The organism is Variovorax sp. V213, from assembly GCF_041154455.1.
GTDB lineage: Bacteria > Pseudomonadota > Gammaproteobacteria > Burkholderiales > Burkholderiaceae_C > Variovorax.
This window is the reverse complement of the sequence record NZ_AP028664.1, coordinates 5,050,828-5,067,564: the sequence shown is the minus strand read 5'-3', so window position 1 is coordinate 5,067,564 and position 16,737 is coordinate 5,050,828. Positions and strand designations below refer to the sequence as shown.

Annotated in this window: 18 protein-coding genes; 6 read left to right on the top strand and 12 right to left on the bottom strand. The window is 69.2% G+C overall.

Annotation, left to right across the window (positions count from 1 at the left end; translation table 11 throughout):
• Window positions 1-8: 8 nt before the first annotated feature.
• The 3 genes from ACAM55_RS23895 to ACAM55_RS23885 are packed head-to-tail and all read right to left on the bottom strand — an operon-like array spanning window position 9 to window position 2,158.
• A complete protein-coding gene (locus ACAM55_RS23895; protein ID WP_369653902.1) occupies window positions 9-725 on the bottom strand; it encodes a 2OG-Fe(II) oxygenase in 717 nt (238 codons plus the stop codon).
• Window positions 726-785: 60 nt separating this feature from the next.
• Window positions 786-1,190, bottom strand: a complete 405-nt coding sequence (locus ACAM55_RS23890; RefSeq protein WP_055807015.1) for a phage holin family protein — start codon at window positions 1,188-1,190, stop codon at window positions 786-788.
• A gap of 59 nt (window positions 1,191-1,249) precedes the next feature.
• Window positions 1,250-2,158, bottom strand: a complete 909-nt coding sequence (locus ACAM55_RS23885; RefSeq protein ID WP_369653901.1) for a LysR substrate-binding domain-containing protein — start codon at window positions 2,156-2,158, stop codon at window positions 1,250-1,252.
• 185 nt (window positions 2,159-2,343) lie between these two features.
• On the opposite strand from ACAM55_RS23885, the gene ACAM55_RS23880 reads away from it, so the two are divergent.
• From ACAM55_RS23880 to ACAM55_RS23870, 3 genes are read left to right on the top strand one after another with little or no spacing between them, the layout of a single operon-like run.
• The gene (locus ACAM55_RS23880) at window positions 2,344-3,543 is read left to right on the top strand and encodes an acyl-CoA dehydrogenase (protein ID WP_369653900.1); all 1,200 of its coding nucleotides are present in this window, start codon (window positions 2,344-2,346) and stop codon (window positions 3,541-3,543) included.
• Window positions 3,544-3,551: 8 nt separating this feature from the next.
• Window positions 3,552-4,790, top strand: coding sequence for a CaiB/BaiF CoA transferase family protein (locus ACAM55_RS23875; RefSeq protein ID WP_369653899.1), 1,239 nt, complete (start codon window positions 3,552-3,554; stop codon window positions 4,788-4,790).
• Window positions 4,791-4,809: 19 nt separating this feature from the next.
• Window positions 4,810-5,247, top strand: coding sequence for a VOC family protein (locus ACAM55_RS23870; protein ID WP_369653898.1), 438 nt, complete (start codon window positions 4,810-4,812; stop codon window positions 5,245-5,247).
• Here the strand turns inward: ACAM55_RS23870 and ACAM55_RS23865 are convergent.
• The gene (locus ACAM55_RS23865) at window positions 5,244-5,702 is read right to left on the bottom strand and encodes a hypothetical protein (protein ID WP_369653897.1); all 459 of its coding nucleotides are present in this window, start codon (window positions 5,700-5,702) and stop codon (window positions 5,244-5,246) included. The two genes, ACAM55_RS23870 and ACAM55_RS23865, sit on opposite strands and share 4 nt — an antisense overlap.
• Window positions 5,703-5,799: 97 nt before the next feature.
• Between ACAM55_RS23865 and ACAM55_RS23860 the strand changes: the two genes are divergently transcribed.
• Both ACAM55_RS23860 and ACAM55_RS23855 read left to right on the top strand, forming a co-directional pair.
• Window positions 5,800-6,630 (top strand): oxaloacetate decarboxylase, encoded by an 831-nt coding sequence (locus ACAM55_RS23860; RefSeq protein ID WP_369653896.1) that lies wholly within the window; start codon window positions 5,800-5,802, stop codon window positions 6,628-6,630.
• Window positions 6,631-6,647: 17 nt separating this feature from the next.
• Complete coding sequence (locus ACAM55_RS23855; protein WP_369653895.1) at window positions 6,648-7,277, top strand: uracil-DNA glycosylase family protein; 630 nt, start codon at window positions 6,648-6,650, stop codon at window positions 7,275-7,277.
• Here the strand turns inward: ACAM55_RS23855 and ACAM55_RS23850 are convergent.
• From ACAM55_RS23850 to ACAM55_RS23820, 7 genes are read right to left on the bottom strand one after another with little or no spacing between them, the layout of a single operon-like run.
• Window positions 7,223-8,896, bottom strand: coding sequence for an amidohydrolase (locus ACAM55_RS23850; RefSeq protein ID WP_369653894.1), 1,674 nt, complete (start codon window positions 8,894-8,896; stop codon window positions 7,223-7,225). The two genes, ACAM55_RS23855 and ACAM55_RS23850, sit on opposite strands and share 55 nt — an antisense overlap.
• Before the next feature lie 2 nt (window positions 8,897-8,898).
• On the bottom strand, window positions 8,899-9,888 hold the full coding sequence (locus tag ACAM55_RS23845; protein ID WP_369653893.1) for a Bug family tripartite tricarboxylate transporter substrate binding protein: 990 nt from the start codon (window positions 9,886-9,888) through the stop codon (window positions 8,899-8,901).
• Window positions 9,889-9,944: 56 nt separating this feature from the next.
• Window positions 9,945-10,301 (bottom strand): cupin domain-containing protein, encoded by a 357-nt coding sequence (locus ACAM55_RS23840; RefSeq protein ID WP_369653892.1) that lies wholly within the window; start codon window positions 10,299-10,301, stop codon window positions 9,945-9,947.
• Window positions 10,302-10,324: 23 nt separating this feature from the next.
• A complete protein-coding gene (locus ACAM55_RS23835) occupies window positions 10,325-11,332 on the bottom strand; it encodes a zinc-binding alcohol dehydrogenase family protein (protein ID WP_369653891.1) in 1,008 nt (335 codons plus the stop codon).
• Window positions 11,329-12,234, bottom strand: coding sequence for a 3-keto-5-aminohexanoate cleavage protein (locus tag ACAM55_RS23830; RefSeq protein WP_369653890.1), 906 nt, complete (start codon window positions 12,232-12,234; stop codon window positions 11,329-11,331). The genes ACAM55_RS23835 and ACAM55_RS23830 overlap by 4 nt, the downstream gene beginning before the upstream one ends.
• The gene (locus tag ACAM55_RS23825) at window positions 12,231-12,995 is read right to left on the bottom strand and encodes an SDR family NAD(P)-dependent oxidoreductase (protein ID WP_369653889.1); all 765 of its coding nucleotides are present in this window, start codon (window positions 12,993-12,995) and stop codon (window positions 12,231-12,233) included. The genes ACAM55_RS23830 and ACAM55_RS23825 overlap by 4 nt, the downstream gene beginning before the upstream one ends.
• 17 nt (window positions 12,996-13,012) lie before the next feature.
• Entirely contained in the window at window positions 13,013-13,879 is an 867-nt protein-coding gene (locus ACAM55_RS23820; protein ID WP_369653888.1) for a dioxygenase, read from the bottom strand.
• Window positions 13,880-14,016: 137 nt separating this feature from the next.
• On the opposite strand from ACAM55_RS23820, the gene ACAM55_RS23815 reads away from it, so the two are divergent.
• The gene (locus ACAM55_RS23815) at window positions 14,017-15,048 is read left to right on the top strand and encodes a LacI family DNA-binding transcriptional regulator (RefSeq protein ID WP_369653887.1); all 1,032 of its coding nucleotides are present in this window, start codon (window positions 14,017-14,019) and stop codon (window positions 15,046-15,048) included.
• Here the strand turns inward: ACAM55_RS23815 and ACAM55_RS23810 are convergent, their stop codons facing one another.
• Window positions 15,049-16,731 carry a hypothetical protein gene (locus ACAM55_RS23810; RefSeq protein ID WP_369653886.1) on the bottom strand — a complete coding sequence of 561 codons (1,683 nt, stop codon included), beginning with the start codon at window positions 16,729-16,731 and terminating at the stop codon, window positions 15,049-15,051.
• Window positions 16,732-16,737: the final 6 nt, after the last annotated feature.

The following is a 16,737-nucleotide window of genomic DNA, read 5'->3' as shown; positions in this document are numbered from 1 at the left end:
CCTAGCGCCTAGCGCGCGTCGTGGAAGATGATGCCCAGCGTATGGCGACGCCCCGAGCGCACGCGGCTCACGCCATGGCGCATCGTCACGCGATAGCTGCCGCGCGTGCCCGCCACCGGCCGCTGGTTGACCGCGAAGATCACCGCCTCGCCCTGCGCGAGCGCCACCACCTCGGCGCGTGACTGCATGCGCGGCCGCTGCTCGGTGAGCACGAACTCGCCGCCGGTGAAATCTTCGCCCGGCCGGCTCAGCAGCACCGTGAGCTGCAGCGGAAACTGCAGGTCGCCGTACAGGTCCTGATGCAGGCAGTTGTAGTCGCCCTCGCCGTAGCGCAGCAGCAGCGGCGTGGGGCGCAGTTGCCCCGCCGCATGGCAGCGCGCGAGGTAGTCGGCATGGTCCGCCGGATAGTCGGCGGCCTGGCCCATTGCGGCGGCCCAAGCGTTGGCCAGTGGCGCCAGGCGCTCGTACAGCGCGCCGCGCCATGAGGCCACGACCGGCGGCAGCGGGCTGGCAAAGTACTGGTACTCGCCTTGCCCGAAGCCGTGCCGCTGCATCACCACGCGGCTGCGGAAATGGCCCGGTTCGTCATAGAGCGCCGCCAGCGCGCTGCATTCCTTCGGGCTGAAGAGCACGCCCGTGGTTGCAGAGCCGCGCGTCGCAAGGTCGGTTTCAATGCGGGGCCAGTCGAGGGCGGCAACGGATGCTTCGGGAGAGAGGGTTGGCATGCCGGCAGTGTGCTGTGGGCGCGGCCCTGGCGCTCGCTGTTTCCGGACATGGGTGCAGCGCTACAGCCACTTGCCGCTGCCCGTCGGCATCTGGATCGTCGTGGCCGGGTCGCCGCTGTTCACCAGCGAGTCGATCCCGATGCTCAGGAGCGAGATGAAGATGCTCGCGAAGAACGCCGTCCAGAAGCCCGAGAGCTTGAACCCGCGCACCATCGCGGCCACCAGCATGATCATCAGCGCGTTGATCACCAGCAGGAAGAGACCGAGGGTCAGCAGCGTCAGCGGCAGCGTGAGCACGATCAGGAGCGGCTTGACGATGGCATTGGCCAGGCCCAGCAGCAGGGCCGAGATCACGAGCGCCGAAGTGCTTTCGAACTTGATGCCGCGAAAGATCAGGCTGGCCACCCACAGCGACAGCGCGGTGATGGCCCAGTGCACGAGAAAGGGAGCGAGGTTGTTCAGCATGGTGTGAGAGGCGGAAGACGGTCCGCGAGGCGTTGCGGTCCGATCATATCGGCAGCTTCTCAGGGCGAGCCACGCCGTGCCTCGCCCAGCAGCCAGTCGCTGAAGAACTTCAGCAGTGGACGCTGGTCGGCGCGCTCGGGCGTCACGAGGTAGTAGTTGCGCTCGCCCGACAGCGGCCGCGCGCAGGCCACCACCAGTTCGCCGCGCGCGAGTTCGTCGGCCACCAGCATGGTCGGCATCAGCGCCACGCCCAGGCCGTGCGATGCGGCCGCGGCCAGGATGGAAAACAGCTCGTAGCGTGGCCCGCCGCGCGCATTGGGCGCATCGATCTGCTGCGCATCGAACCACTGGCGCCAGCCGTCGGGCCGCGTGCTCTGTTGCAGCAGCGGCATCTGCGCGATGGCCGCGGGCGCCACGGCCTTGCCGCGCGGCAACAGCGAGGGGCTGCACACCGGCACCACGTCCTCGTGCATCAGCAGCAGCGCACGCGTGCCGGCCCAGTTCTCGACCTGCGCGGGTGTGCCGGCGTACAGCGCGGCGTCGAATTCCGCATCGGCAAAGAGAAAAGGCCGCGTGCGCGTCTCGATGTGCACCACCACGTCGGGCTGCAAGGCCGCAAAGCCCTTCAGGCGCGGCATCAGCCAGCGCGTGGCAAAGGTAGGCACGGCCGCCAGCGAGAGCGAGCCGCCTTCGCCCTGGTGAGCCATGGCGTCGAGCGTGTCGCGCTCCATGGCTTCGAGCCGCTTGGTGATCTGCCGCGCGTAGGCCGCGCCGCTGGCCGTGAGCGCCACGCCGTGGCGGGTGCGGCGGAACAGCGCCACGCCCAGGAAGGCTTCGAGCGTGCCGATCTGGCGCGACACCGCGCTTTGCGTGAGCGCGAGTTCCTGCGCGGCGCGGGTGTAGCTCTCATGGCGCGCGGCGGCGTCGAAGCACACGAGGGTCTGCAGGGGCGGGATCTTTCGGCGCATGTATGCCGGTAGTGTATGACTGGAGAAGTGCCGCTACCAATGGAAACGTCTTTCCATGCCGGTGCAAGATGTGCGTCGAGCGCATATCTGGGTGAGGATTCATCGTTTGCGCCCGGCCCCCCGCATGGCTAGGATCGACCTATTCCCCCTCCTTTTCCTTTTTCCCCCAATTCCGGAGACAGCACATGGCCGCCAAAGCGCAATTCCACTGGGACGACCCCCTTCTTCTCGACCAGCAACTGACCGACGAAGAACGCATGATTCGCGACGCGGCCAATGCCTACTGCCAGGAGCGCCTCGCGCCCCGCGTCATCGAAGGCTTCCGCAGCGGCGAGACCGACCCCGCCATCTTTCGCGAAATGGGCGCGCTCGGCCTGCTCGGCCCGACCATTCCGGAGCAGTACGGCGGCCCCGGCCTCAACTACGTGGCCTACGGCCTGATCGCGCGCGAAGTCGAGCGCGTGGATTCGGGCTACCGCTCGATGGCCAGCGTGCAGAGCTCGCTCGTGATGGTGCCCATCTTCGAATTCGGCACCGAGGCGCAAAAGCAGAAGTACCTGCCCAAGCTCGCCACCGGTGAATGGATCGGCTGCTTCGGCCTGACCGAACCCGACCACGGCTCCGATCCTGGCAGCATGGTCACGCGCGCCAAGAAGGTGCCGGGCGGCTACTCGCTCAGCGGCGCCAAGATGTGGATCAGCAACTCGCCCATCGCCGACGTGTTCGTGGTCTGGGCCAAGGAAGTCAGCGAAAGCGGCACCGTGGGGCCGATCCGCGGCTTCGTGCTCGAGAAGGGCATGAAGGGCCTCTCCGCCCCCGCCATTCACGGCAAGGTCGGCCTGCGCGCCAGCATCACCGGCGAAATCGTGATGGACGGCGTGTTCTGCCCCGAGGAAAACGCGTTCCCCGAAGTGCAGGGCCTGAAGGGGCCCTTCACCTGCCTCAACAGCGCGCGCTACGGCATCTCGTGGGGCGCGATCGGCGCCGCCGAAGACTGCTGGCACCGCGCCCGCCAGTACACGCTGGACCGCAAGCAGTTCGGCCGCCCGCTCGCCGCCAACCAGCTTATTCAAAAGAAGCTGGCCGACATGCAGACCGAGATCACGCTGGGCCTGCAAGGCAGCCTGCGCCTGGGCCGCATGAAGGACGAAGGCACGGCCTCGGTCGAGATCACCTCGATCATGAAGCGCAACAACTGCGGCAAGGCCCTCGACATCGCCCGCCTGGCGCGCGACATGATGGGCGGCAACGGCATCAGCGACGAGTTCGGCGTGGCGCGCCACCTGGTGAACCTCGAAGTGGTGAACACCTACGAAGGCACGCACGACATCCATGCGCTGATCCTCGGCCGTGCCATCACCGGCATCGCCGCCTTCGCCAACTGAACGAACGCATGACAGCCAAGCCCGCAGCACTCGACGGCATCAAGGTCCTCGATCTGTCCCGCGTGCTCGCGGGTCCGTGGTGCACGCAGATCCTCGCGGACCTGGGTGCCGACGTCATCAAGATCGAGCGCCCCGGTGTCGGCGACGACACGCGCACCTGGGGCCCGCCGTTCATCAAGGATGCGGACGGCAACGACACCGACCAGGCCAGCTACTTCACCGCGTGCAACCGCAACAAGCGCTCGGTCACGGTCGACATGGCCACGCCCGATGGGCAAGCCTTGCTCAAGCAGATGGCCGCGCAGAGCGACATCGTGGTGGAGAACTTCAAGACCGGCGGCCTCAAGCAATACGGCCTCGACCACGAGGCCCTGCGCGCGGCCAACCCGCGGCTCATCTACTGCAGCGTGACCGGCTTCGGCCACGACGGCCCCTACGCAGAGCGCGCCGGCTACGACCTGATGATCCAGGCCATGACCGGCATGATGAGCATCACCGGCCGCCCCGACGACGTGCCCGGCGGCGGCCCGCTGCGCGTGGGCGTGGCGCTCACCGACCTTTTCACCGGCGTCTATGCCAGCACCGCGATCCTCGCGGCGCTGCAGGTGCGGGACCGCACGGGCGAAGGCCAGCACATCGACATGGCGCTGCTCGACGTAGGCATGGCCATCCTCGCCAACCAGGCCAGCGCCTTTCTCAACACCGGCAAGGCGCCCGAGCGACAGGGCAACACGCACCCGAGCCTTGCGCCGTACCAGGACTTTCCGACGCTGGACGGCTCGATGCTGCTGGCCATCGGCAACAACGGCCAGTTCGCGCGCTTCTGCGAAGCGGCTGGCCACGCGGAGTGGGCAGCCGATGCGCGCTTTGCCACCAACACGCTGCGCGTGAAGCACCGCGGCGTGCTCATTCCGATGATGGAAGAACTCACGCGCACGCGCACCACTGCCGACTGGGTCACGCTGCTCGAAGACAAGGCGGTGCCCTGCGGCCCGATCAACGACATCGCGCAGGCCTTCGACGACGCGCAGGTCAAGTCGCGCGGCCTGGCCGTCACGCTGCCGCGCCATGCGGGCGACGGCATCGAAAGCATCACCGGCGTGGCGAGCCCGCTGCGCCTCACGGCCACGCCGCCCGTGCTGCGCCATGCGCCGCCGGCGCTCGGGCAGCACACGCGCGAAGTGCTGGCCGAGTTCGGCATCGACGCTGCACGTTTCGACGCCCTGCGCTCGGCGGGCGTGGTCTGAAGAAGAGGGAAGGGCAGCCATGACCGGCCCGATGCGTCCACCGTTCTCGGTGCTGCGCATCGACCATGTCGTGCTGCGCGTGAAGGACGTGGAGCGCGCCATCGCCTTCTATCGCGACGTGCTGGGCTGCGAAGTGGAGAAGCGCCGCGACGACCTGGGGCTTGTCCATCTGCGTGCCGGCTCGAACCTCATCGACCTCGTCACCGCGGACGGCCCGCTCGGCCGGCAAGGCGGTGCACTTGCGGGCAAGGAAGGCCGCAACGTCGATCACCTGTGCCTGCGCATCGAGCCGTTCGACGAAGGGGCTATCCGCGCGCTGATGGCGCGGCATGGCGTGCCGGTGAACGGCGAGGTGCAGAACAACTTCGGTGCCGAGGGCAACGGGCCTTCGATCTACATCAGCGACCCCGACGGCAACGGTGTGGAGCTGAAAGGGCCGGCCGGCAGCAGCTTCTAGCCGGCGCGCCCCAGGATCGCCACGGCGAACACCGCCACGCCGAGCGCGAGATTCAGGCTCACCAGCTTGCGGATCAGGTCGAGCCGCCCGGCCGCGACGGGCCATGCGCTCTCGTCCACCGCGCGCCGCAGCGCCCTGAACACCGAGGCGCGGATGTACACGTAGATGCCCGCCATCACGATGGCGATGCTCATCATGGCCTCGACGCGCCAGTGCACCGTGCGGAAGCCGCCCGCGAGCAGAATCATGGACACGCCGGTCACGAACAGCAGCGTGACCGCCGCATCCACGCCGACAAAGAAGCGCCGCAGCGCTGCCGCCATCGTGGGCAGGCGCAGCGGCGGCTCCAGCGTGGCGACCGCGGCGGGGCGCACCGCGAAGTGCAGGGTGGCCATGCCGCCGACCCAGAAGGCGGCGGCGAGAAGATGGATGAACAGCAGGATGACGTAGGACATGGGGGTCGATCAGAACACCGAAAGGGGCGGGCGCGCAATGTCCGCGTCGTTGCGTTAAAACCCATCCTTCGCACGCAAGAAAGAAAGATGAGGCCTCATGACCCGCACCATCGCGCAGAAGCGCGCTGACTTCCGCGCCCTCCACGAGCAGGGCTGCTTCGTCATTCCCAACCCCTGGGACACGGGCAGCGCGCGCTACCTGCAGGGCCTGGGCTTCAAGGCGCTGGCGACCACGAGCTCGGGCCATGCGTGGTCGCAGGGCCTGTCCGACGGCGCCCAATCGCGCGACGTCGTGCTCGCCCACCTGCGCGACATCGTGGCGGCCACCGACCTGCCCGTGAACGCAGACTTCGAGAACGGCTTCGGGGCCGGGCCGCAGGAAGTGGCCGAGAGCGTGCGGCTCGCCATCGACACCGGCGTGGCCGGCCTGTCGATCGAGGACTCGACCGGCAATCCGGCGAATCCGCTCTTCGAGATCGATGTCGCGGTCGAACGGCTTCGCGCGGCCCGCGGCGCCATCGACGCGGCCGGCGGCGACACGCTGCTGGTGGGCCGTGCAGAAAATTTCTTCGTCGGCCGGCCCGACCTCGACGACGCCATCGCGCGCCTCAAGGCCTATGCCGAGGCCGGTGCCGACTGCCTCTACGCGCCGGGCATCCGCACGCGCGAGCAGATCGCGGCGGTGGTCGCGGCGGTGGCGCCCAAGCCGGTCAACCTGCTGATCGGCTGGGCCAGCGAGCTCACCATGCAGGACATTGCAGCGCTCGGCGTGCGGCGCGTCAGCGTGGGCGGCGCGCTCGCACGCGCGGCCTGGGGCGGCTTCGACCGCGCCGCGCGTGCGCTCGCCGAGCAGGGGCGCTTCGATGGCTTCGCGGGCGCCGCTGCGGGCGCGGACCTCGACGCCTTCTTCCGCCCGTTCGCCGAATAGCGCGCGCCGCCGGTGCCATGGACGCGCTGCTTGCGGAAATCCGCGGTTGCCGAGCCTGCGCCGCGCACCTGCCGCTCGGTCCCCGGCCGGTCGTGCAGGCCAGCGCCAGCGCGCGTCTGCTCATCGTCGGCCAGGCGCCCAGCCTGACGGTGCACGCCACCGGCGTGCCGTGGGACGACAAGAGCGGCGAGCAGTTGCGCCGCTGGCTCGGCATCGAGCGCGAGGTGTTCTACGACGCCACGCAGTTCGCGATCATGCCGATGGGCTACTGCTACCCGGGCCGAGGCAGCAGCGGCGACCTGCCGCCGCGCAGGGAATGTGCCGAGCTGTGGCATGCGCGCCTGCTCGCGCAGATGAAGCGCGTCGAGCTGACCTTGCTGATCGGCCAGTACGCGCAGCGCCAATTCCTGGGCGCGGCGCGCAAGGCCGGCGTGACCGAAACCGTCGAGGCCTTTGTGGAGTACGCGCCGCGCTTCATTCCGCTGCCGCACCCGTCGCCGCGCAACACCGGCTGGTTCAAGCACCATCCGTGGTTCGGAAACGATGTGCTGCCGGTGCTGCGCGAGCGCGTGCGGCAAGCGCTCGCTCAATCCTATGGTGCCACCGCGACCGAGGCGCCCACCGCATCGAAGGGCCGCGCGGCATAGACCACGCGACCACCCACCACCGTCATCAAAGACACCGTCCTGCCGATGCGTTCCACCGGCACCGCGAAGAAGTCCTGGTCGAGGATCGCGAAGTCCGCGAGCTTGCCGACTTCGAGCGTGCCGCGCTTTGCCTCGTCGAAGCTGAACCACGCGCTGCCCGCCGTGTAGAGCCGCAGTGCCTGTTCGCGCGTGGGCGTTTCCTCGGGGCCGCGCATGGCCTTGCCGCTGACGGTCTTGCCGTCGAGCATCCATTGCAGCGCGACAAAGGGGTTGTACGAAGCCACGCGGTGCGCATCGGTGCCCGCGCCCATGTTCACGCCCGTGCGCAGGGCGGTGCCGATGGGCGGCATGCGGCGTGCGGCCTCGCCGCGCACCGTGAGCGCGCGGTCGCCCTGGAAGTACATCGCGTCCTGCATCGTCCAGCCGATGCCCAGCGCCTTCATGCGCGCCAACGTTTCGGGCGAAGCATCGTCGAGGTGCGCGATCGACCAGCGCAAGTCGCGGATCGGCACCTCGGCATTCAGCCGCTCGTAGAGTCCGAGCAGGTGATCGACCGAGCCGTTCTCCTGCCAGTGGATGGTGACCGCGAGCTTGCGCGTCGCCGCCCACTTGATCAGCTCGTAGAACTTCTCCTTCGCCGCCGCGTCGGGAAAATTGTTGTTGTACATCGCGAGCGTCACGCGCTCGCCGAGACCGTTGAACTTCAGCATGTCGTCGCCGAAGCCCATCGGCAGCATCTGCGTCAGCTCGCGAAATTCCTGCAGCTCGGCGCCGGGCTTCTGCGCGAACACGCTGTAGGCCACGCGCAGCGTCAGTGCCTTTTCGCGCCACAGCTCGAACAGCGCCGCGTACTGCGAAGGCGCGATGCTGAAGCCGCCCGGGTCCATCAGGCCGGTGATGCCGAGGCGGTTGAGCTCGCTGAAGAAGGCGCGCGTGCCGGCCACGTTGTCGGCGTATGTCGGCTTGGGCAGCTTGTCGAACAGGGCCGAGATCCCGACGATGTCGCCCGTCATCCAGCCCGGCGCGCCATCGGCCGCGGGCTTCATGCCGGCCGGCAGCGTGCCCGCTGGAACGCCGAGTGCCTCGAGCGCCTTCGGTGTCATCACTACCGCTTCGTAGAACAGCTGCACGTACACCGGGTGCTCCGGCGCGGCCTCCTGCAGCTCGGCCATGGTGGGACGGCGGCGCTCGGCGAACTGCTGCTCGGTCCAGCCGCCCGCCACGATGAGCCACCCGCCGGGCCGTGCACGCGCGGCCGCGGTGCGGATGCGCGCCATGGCTTCGGCGATGGTGCCGGCGCCGATCCAGTTGACCTCGGTCGAGTAGCTCAGCGCCGCGCGCACCGCGTGCATGTGCGAGTCGATAAGCCCGGGAATCAGGGTGCGCCCGCCGGCATCCACTGTGCGCGTGGCCGGGCCCGAGAACGCGCGCATCTCGCCAGCACCGCCGACGGCCACGATGCGGCCTTCGCGCACGGCGAGTGCCTGCGCGGTGGTCGAGGCGGCGTCGAGCGTCGCGATCTTCGCGTTGGTGACGATGAGGTCGGCCGGCTGTGCCTGCGCGCCGATCGGCAGCAGCAATGCGGTGGCCGCAGCCATCGCCAGGAAGGTGCGCAGCATGTTCAATCCACCTTGATGCTGGCTGCCCTGACCACCTGCTGTGCCTTGGCCGTTTCGTCTGCGATGAACTTGTTGAACTGCGCCGAGGGCATGGTGAAGGGCTCGGCGCCCAGCTTGTCGAGGCGCTCCTTGAGTTCGGGCGAGGCCATGATCTTCGCGACCTCGGCCTGCAGGCGGTCCACCACCGGCTGCGGCGTTTTCGCGGGTGCGAAGAGCCCGACCCAGAACAGATACTCGGAACCCGGCACGCCGGCTTCCACGGTGGTGGGTGCCTCGGGCAGGGCCGGTGAGCGCTTGGCCGTGCCGACCGCCAGCGCCTGCAGCTTGCCGCTCTTGATGAGCGGCAGCGCCGACACCATCGGCGCGAAGAACCAGTCCACGCGCCCGGCCATCACTTCGGTCATGGCCTCGGGCGTGCCGCGGAAGGGCACGTGCTGCGCATCGAGCCCGGCCGCGAGGCGGAACACCTCGGCGTTCATGTGCGTGGCCGAGCCGTTGCCCGCGGAACCGTAGTTGAAGCTGCCCGGCTTGGCCTTGGCCTTGGCGACGAGGTCTTGCACGTTTGCGAAGCGCGAAGGCGCGGTGACCAGCACGTTGGGCAGGCTCGCCATCGGCGTGATGCCGGTGAAGTCCTTGAGGGTGTCGTACGACAGGCCCTTGTAGATCCACGGATTCACGAGGTGCCCCGCCGAATGCACCAGCAGCGTGTAGCCGTCGGCGGGCGCCTTGGCCGTGATGGCCGCGCCGAGCGTGCCGCCCGCGCCGGGCTTGTTGTCGACCACCACGCTGGTGCCCAGCACGGGCCCGAGCTTCTCGGCCACCAGCCGCGCGACGATGTCGGTGCCGCTGCCTGCGGTGAAGGGCACGACCAGCTTGATGGGTTGCGTGCCCGGCCATGTGCCCTGCGCATGTGCGCCGCCGAGCGTGCAGGCCGCGAGCGCTGCGGCCATCGCGAGCGCCTGCCGGCGGCTCGGTTTGAATGTCTTCTTCATGCGTCTTGTCTCCGTTGATTTGTTGGGGTGAGCGATGAATGACTGGAAAGAGGGTGCTAGCCTGGTGGCGTGTTCGGCATCACCAGCGCCACCAGCACCGGCCGGTTGCCGCGGTTTTCCAGCTGGCGCTTTTCGCCGGGCGCGAAGCGGCAGCTGTCGTAGGGGCCGAGCACTTCTTCCTGGTGCGCGCCGTCAAGTTCGCCGACCACGTGGAGCTGGCCTTCGAGCACGAGGTAGAGCTTTTCCATCGGCGAGCCGTCGAGGCCCGTGTGGCCACCGGGCAGGATCTGGCTCATGCCCATCCACATCTGCGTCGAGGGCCCGGCTTCCTTGCCCTGCAGGCGCAGGCAGCGCATGTCGAAATGGTTGGGCGCTTCGTAGTGCGGCGCTTCGCTGAAACGGGTCACGTGCATGGGGGTGTTCCTCTTCGGGGGGGTCAGGGCCGCAGCACGACGCGGTCGGTGCTGCCGGAGAGCACGAGCCGGTAGGCGTCCATGGCTTCGTCGAGCGTGAAGTGCCGCGCGACCGGAAAGGGTTTCAGCGTGCCGCGCTCGAAGCCCTCGCGCATCGCGTCGAGCTGCGCGGTGGAGGCCACGCAATCCATCGCGAGCGAGTCGATGCCCACGAAGGTGTGCATGCCGCGGTAGAACGCGAAGATGTCGAAGGGCACCGCGCGTTCGTGCGTGGCGATGAAGATCTGCGTCGCGCCCTTGGCCATCGCCTTGTTGGCGGCTTCGAAGTAGGCGCTGCCCACGGTGTTGTAGACGATGTGCGCGCCGCGCCCTCCGGTGAGCTCGCGCACCTGCGCACCCACGTCGGCGTGGTGGCGTGCGTCGATCACGTCGACCGGCCCGCTCGCGAAGCCTTCGAAGGGTCCGGTACGGCGCTGCACCGCGATCACGCGCGCACCGGCCTGCGAGGCGAGCTGCACCGCCGCCTGGCCGACCTTGCCGTTGGCGCCGAGCACCAGCACGGTCTGCCCGGCCTGCGGCATGCCGCTGCGCCGGAAGCCTTCGTACGCGGTGACGAAGGGAACGCCCACCGCGCCGGCTTCGTCCATCGAGATGCCCTGGGGCTTGGCACGCAGCGCTGCTTCGGGAAGCACGAGGTAGCGCGCATGCGAACCGTCGCGCGTGATGCCGATGTCGCCGCCCGATCCGTAGACCTCGCGGCCGATCCATTCGCTGGGCCCACTCACCACGGTGCCCGCGAAGTCGCGCCCCGGGGTGCGCGGCCACACGGCCTGCGGCATGATGCCCAGCGTGGCCTTCACGTCGCTCGGGTTCACCGCGGCGGCGGCGACGCGCACCACGGCGTGACCGGGGGGCGCTGTGGGTTCCGGCTGCGGTGCGGCTTCGAGTTGCAGCGCGTCGAGGTTGGCGGCCTTTTCGTTCACGCGCAGGGCGCGCGATGTGTAGGTTGTGTGCATGGCTGCGATGCTCATCGTGCGGCTCCCTGCGCAACCTGCGCACCGGGCAGGCCCAGCATCGCGCGCGCCTCGCGCGGATTGGCGATCTCGCCGCCCAGGCTCCGCAGGATGTCGCGCGCCTTCGCCACGAGCTGCGCATTGCTTTCGGCGAGCACGCCCTTCTCGAGGTAGATGTTGTCTTCCATGCCCACGCGCACATGGCCGCCCAGAAGCCACGCCTGCGCGACGATCGGAAACTCCATGCGGCCGATGCCGAAGGCGCTCCAGAAGGCACCGCGCGGCAGCATGTTGCGGGCATAGAGTAGCGTTTCGGGTGTGGGCGCGAAGCCGTACTTCACGCCGAGAACGAAGGTCCACATCGCGGGTCCGTCGAGCGTGCCGTCGCCGATCAGGTCGAGCGCGAGGTTGATGTCGCCCGAATCGAAGATCTCCAGCTCGGGCTTCACGCCCGCCTCGCGGATCACCTTTGCCATGCGGCGCACGTTCTTCGGCGTGTTCATCACCACGTCGGGGCCCGAATTCATGGTGTTGAGATCGAGCGAACACACGTCGGGCTTAATGAGCGCGATGTGTTCCACGCGCTTCTCGGGCGGCAGCAGCGTGGTGCCGGGCGCGGCGATCTTCGGATCGTCTTCGCTGGGAATGAAGCGCCCGCCGGGCCCGGTCGTGAGATTGATGACCAGCTCGCGGTTCTCGCGGCGGATGCGGTCGACCACCTCGCGGTAGAGCTCCACTTCCATCGATGGCTTGCCGGTTTCGGGATGGCGCACGTGGATGTGCACCTGCCCCGCGCCGGCCTCCGCAGCGGCCAGGCATTCGTCGGCGATCTGCACCGGCGTGATCGGCAGGTGCGGTGTCTGCTCGGGCTTCACGAGGTTGCCCGTGACGGCGCAGGTGATGAGGGTCTTGGCGTTCACAGGTGACGCCCTCCATCCACCACGATGCGCGTGCCGGTGACGAAGCGCATCGTCGTCGCCAGCGCCTCGACCGTGGCAGCCACGTCGTCGGGCTTGCCGATGCGCCCGAGCGGTGTGGTGCTCGCCATCTTGTTGGCAAACTCGGCGCCGCGGCCTGGCACGAAGGCCGACTCGACCGCGCCCGGCGACACCGACACCACGCGCACGGCCGGCGCCAGCGCCTTGGCCAGCGCATCGCCCACCACGTCGAGCCCGGCCTTGGCCGCGACGTACGCGAGGTTGCTGCCCACGCCGGTGAAGCCCGCGATCGACGAGATGTTGGCAACGAGGCCGTCGCCGCTTTGCTTCAGCATCGGCGCGAACGCGCGGATGGTGGCGAACACGCCGCGGAAGTTGGCGCGCAGCAGCTCGTCGATGAGCTCGTCCGTCAGTGCGTCGAGGTCGCCGGCGGGAATGGGTTGCGTATGCCCCGCGCTGTTGACCAGGATGTCGCAGCGGCCGTGCGTGGCTTTCACCTCGGCGGCCGCGGCCTGCAGGCTCGGCGTATCGACGATGTCGGCGCGAATCGCCGTGTGGCGCTGCCCATTGGCACGGGGCAGGGCCGCGGCGCGCGCGGCCGCATCGTCGCCCTTGCGATGCAGCAACACGCAGGTGGCGCCAAGCGCGGCGAGCCGCACGGCCGTCGCGTAGCCGATGGCGCCGAGGCCGCCGGTGATGACGGCCACCTTGCCGTCGAGTCGGGAAACAGGATCGAAGCTCATGGGATGGAAGAGTGGGTTCAGGGGATAGGGGGGCGTGGGAACTTCATCTCGCCGGGTTCGAGCCGGAAGTCGTACTGCAGCGTGGCGGTCTTGCCATCCGGCGCCAGCGCGAAGCGGCCGATCAGCCGCCGCGTCACGCCGAAAGTCGGATCGCTTTCCAGGTTCTCGTCGTCATCGGCGAACACCTGCGTGACCAGCACCTTGTGGCCCGGCTTGCTCACCATGAAGTGCAGGTGCGCGGGCCGGTTGGGGTGGCGTTGCTGCGCGCGCAGCAGCACGCCGCACGGCCCGTCTGTCGGCACCGGGTAGCCGGCCGGCCGCACGCTGCGAAAGCGGAAGCGCCCTTCGGCGTCGGTCGTGAAGCGCCCGCGCAGGTTCATGTCTTCCTGCGCCGGGTCCTGGTTTTCATAGAGGCCGATGGGCGAGGCCTGCCACACGTCGACCGTGGCGCCCGCGATCGGTTCGCCCCGCGCGTTGCGCACCGTGCCCGATACCGCGAGCGGAGCGCCCGGCGTGCCCGAGCGCGCGATGTTGTCGCCCTGCGCGCAGGCCGGCGAGTTGGCGCGCCAGAAAGGCCCGAGCAGCGCGGCCGGCGATTCGCCGTGCGGGTCCTGGTTGTTCTGCAGCGCCACCACCGTGGACACGCCGAGGATGTCGGCCGCCAGCACCACCTCGTTCTTCTTCTCGCCCGTGGCCTGGCCGATGGCGACGATGAATTCGAGCGCCTGCTCGAACTCTTCCTCGGTGAGCTTCACCTCCTGGACGAAGGCATGCAGGTGGCGGGTGAGTGCATCCATCACGGTGCGCAATCGCGGGTCGGCTGTGCGTGCCATGGCCTCGAGTGCGAAACCCAGCACCGAATCAGGAGAGGTGGCGATGTTCATGGAAAGTCTTTGCAATCGTTTGCATGATCTTAGTCCAAAACGCGGAAAAGTAAAATGACCCTGTTCGGATGGCCGGCAATGGAGAAAAGCCGCTCCGGCATTCCGCCTGAACGACAATCGTTTGCACCAATCAGTCCATGAGCACCAGCCCGCCTTCTTCTCCCGTCACCATCCGCGACGTTGCGCGCGCCGCCGGTGTGCATGTGTCGACCGTGTCGCGCGCGCTCAGCCCGGAAAAGCGCTCATTGATCAGCGACGAGGTGCTGCGCGTGGTGGAGGAGGCGGCGCAGCGCCTGGGCTACCGGCCCAACCGCGCGGCCTCGGCCTTGCGCACCGGACGCACCCACACCATCGGCGTGCTGGTGCCCGACATCACGAATGCGGTGTTCCCGCCCATCCTGCAGGGCATCGAGGCCAGCGCGGCGGCGCGCGGGTACTTCGTGTTCGTCACCAACGTGGTCGACCCTGCGCTCGCTCGGCCCGTGCTCGAACGCATGCTGGCACAGCGCGTCGACGGTGTGATCCTGGCCACGGCCACGCGCGACGACCCGCTGGTCGATTTCGTCACCAAGGCCGGCATGACCGCGGTGCTGGTCAACCGCGCCGACGAAACCGGCCGCCTGCCCGCCGTGGTGAGCGATGACCGGCTTGCGATGAAGCTCGCGGTCGACCATCTCGTGAGCCTGGGCCACAAGCGCATCGCGCACCTCGCGGGTCCGCAGAACATTCCCACCGGCGTGGGCCGGCGCCTGGGCGTGGAGCAGGCACTGCGCGACCACCGCATGAAGCCTTGCCGCGTGGTCGAGTGCGCGAGCTACAGCCGCGAGGCCGGCGCGGTGGCGATGCAGCAGATGCTCGAAGCCGGCGCCGCGCCGCAAGCGGTGGTGTGCTGCAACGACCTCGTGGCGCTCGGCGCCTACGACGCGCTGCGCCAGGCCGGCCTGCGCGTGCCGAAGGACATTTCCATCACCGGCCACAACGACATGCCGCTGGTCGACATGGTCGATCCGCCGCTCACCACCATCCGCCTGCCGCACCGCGAACTCGGCTGGCGCGCGGCGGAGATGCTGTTCCAGGAGATCGACGGACAGGCGATGTCGGCATCGACCGTGGTGCTGCGGCCCGAGCTGGTGGTGCGCAAGTCGACGGGGGCGCCGACGGCCCGGTGATCAACCGGGCCGGGGCACGGCCTTCTTGCGCGCGGCCGGCCGCCGCGGCGGCTTGGCTTCGAGCACCAGTTCCGCCGGCAAGGTGTCGTTCCACGATTCGGTGAAATAGGCGCGGTCGCTCGGCACCAGCTGGGGCAATGCCTCGCGCAGCGATCCCAGCGACTGCTCGGCTGCCTTCAGGTCGCCCGCATGCGCCGCATACCAGGCGTGCTCGAACAGCAGGCTGCAATGCTGCAGGCCGGGGTAGCGCCGCCGGCCGGCCTGGTGGTCGGCCAGCCGCGCCTGCGCGACGTCGACCCAGCGGGCGGGCCAATGCGCGGCATCGAAGGCATCGGCGAGCGGGCCGGCGAGCCTGGAGATTGCCGCCGGGTCCAGCGGCTTCTGCGTGCGGAACTGCGCGAGCGTGGGTTGCTTCTCGGGCCGGCATTGGCCGCGCGCGATGCGCATCAGGTAGATCGCATTCCAGGCCGAACGGCCCTGGCCGTCGGCGTGGCCGCAGAGCCATTCACTGAAGGCGATCCACTGCACGGCGCGGCGCGTGGTGTCGGCGTGCCCGTCGTGCGCGAGCGCTGGCAGGTCCGAGAGGCCCACGCGGTCGAACAGCCAGGCGGCCATGCCCATGTTGGCGGCCACGTGCTGTGCCGCGTCGAAGGAGTGCGATTCGAAGGCGGCGGCCAGGGCCTCGCCGAAGCGCTGCAGCGATTCTTCGGCGAGCGCGGCCGCCGTCTGTTTGTCGTCGGCGGAAAGGCCGAGTGCGCGCGAGCGGCACACCAGCGCCCAGAGGTTGCACCATTCGAAGCGCACGTCGGGGTGATGCCGCAGCACCAGTGCGCGCGCCGCATCCTCGCCCATGCCGGCAAGGAGGGACTGCGCGAGCGGCAGGTCGCGCGCGGTGTAGGCGCACCAGGCCGAGACGATGCATTCCATCGCGCCCAGGTAGTCGTTGCCCGCCACGTGGTGGGCGAGGCGTTGCTTCTTCAGGGCCTGCAGCCGCCGCCGCGCCTGCTCGTTGTCGCCGAGGCGGCGCCACAGCATGGCCTCGTTGAGCGTGACCAGCGCGCGTTGAAAGTCGGTGGCGGCCAGGGTGCCGGCGAGGCGGATCGATTCGAGCGCGCTGGCCGACGACCCGGTCGCGCTGCCACCCGCCACCGGCGCCATGAGCCTGCCTTGCCGCGCCGCCTGCTGCGAGGCGACCAGCTGCTTCCAGAAGGCGGCGTCCTGCAGGTGCACCGCATCGGGCGGCGGCGGAGAGCCGGGTTCTGCCGCACGCGCCCGGCGCGAGCGCAGCCCCAGGAAAGAAGCCACCTCGCTGGCCGTGGCCGCGCGGCCACCCACCAGCATGCGCACGCGCTTCGCTTCGGCCGCCGGCAGCCAGAAGGGGCCCTGGCTGCGCCGCTCGGCGTTGAGAAAGCGCGGCTCGCGTTGCGTGTCCTCGCCCCAGCCGACCTCGATGTTCCAGGCCTTGAAGTCGCGGAACGCGCGGCTCACGACCATGCGCAGCGTGCTCGCATCGGAGACTTCGCCGCGCAGGTCGGCGAGCCGCACGAGGCCGCCTTCGGCGTCGTGCGCGTGCTTCATGCGTACGAGCAGCCAGAGCGACTGGAACGCCGCGCGCTGGCCGTTGACCGATTGCGGTGAGGTGAGTTCGAGGGAAAGCGGGGTGGGCGTAGCGGGCTTGGGCACGCCCCG

Bases quoted from the DNA above. Each gene is read 5' to 3' on its own strand.
- ACAM55_RS23895 (WP_369653902.1), bottom strand. From the start codon at position 725: ATGCCAACCCTCTCTCCCGAAGCATCCGTTGCCGCCCTCGACTGGCCC.
- ACAM55_RS23890 (WP_055807015.1), bottom strand. From the start codon at position 1,190: ATGCTGAACAACCTCGCTCCCTTTCTCGTGCACTGGGCCATCACCGCG.
- ACAM55_RS23885 (WP_369653901.1), bottom strand. From the start codon at position 2,158: ATGCGCCGAAAGATCCCGCCCCTGCAGACCCTCGTGTGCTTCGACGCC.
- ACAM55_RS23880 (WP_369653900.1), top strand. From the start codon at position 2,344: ATGGCCGCCAAAGCGCAATTCCACTGGGACGACCCCCTTCTTCTCGAC.
- ACAM55_RS23875 (WP_369653899.1), top strand. From the start codon at position 3,552: ATGACAGCCAAGCCCGCAGCACTCGACGGCATCAAGGTCCTCGATCTG.
- ACAM55_RS23870 (WP_369653898.1), top strand. From the start codon at position 4,810: ATGACCGGCCCGATGCGTCCACCGTTCTCGGTGCTGCGCATCGACCAT.
- ACAM55_RS23865 (WP_369653897.1), bottom strand. From the start codon at position 5,702: ATGTCCTACGTCATCCTGCTGTTCATCCATCTTCTCGCCGCCGCCTTC.
- ACAM55_RS23860 (WP_369653896.1), top strand. From the start codon at position 5,800: ATGACCCGCACCATCGCGCAGAAGCGCGCTGACTTCCGCGCCCTCCAC.
- ACAM55_RS23855 (WP_369653895.1), top strand. From the start codon at position 6,648: ATGGACGCGCTGCTTGCGGAAATCCGCGGTTGCCGAGCCTGCGCCGCG.
- ACAM55_RS23850 (WP_369653894.1), bottom strand. From the start codon at position 8,896: ATGCTGCGCACCTTCCTGGCGATGGCTGCGGCCACCGCATTGCTGCTG.
- ACAM55_RS23845 (WP_369653893.1), bottom strand. From the start codon at position 9,888: ATGAAGAAGACATTCAAACCGAGCCGCCGGCAGGCGCTCGCGATGGCC.
- ACAM55_RS23840 (WP_369653892.1), bottom strand. From the start codon at position 10,301: ATGCACGTGACCCGTTTCAGCGAAGCGCCGCACTACGAAGCGCCCAAC.
- ACAM55_RS23835 (WP_369653891.1), bottom strand. From the start codon at position 11,332: ATGAGCATCGCAGCCATGCACACAACCTACACATCGCGCGCCCTGCGC.
- ACAM55_RS23825 (WP_369653889.1), bottom strand. From the start codon at position 12,995: ATGAGCTTCGATCCTGTTTCCCGACTCGACGGCAAGGTGGCCGTCATC.
- ACAM55_RS23820 (WP_369653888.1), bottom strand. From the start codon at position 13,879: ATGAACATCGCCACCTCTCCTGATTCGGTGCTGGGTTTCGCACTCGAG.
- ACAM55_RS23815 (WP_369653887.1), top strand. From the start codon at position 14,017: ATGAGCACCAGCCCGCCTTCTTCTCCCGTCACCATCCGCGACGTTGCG.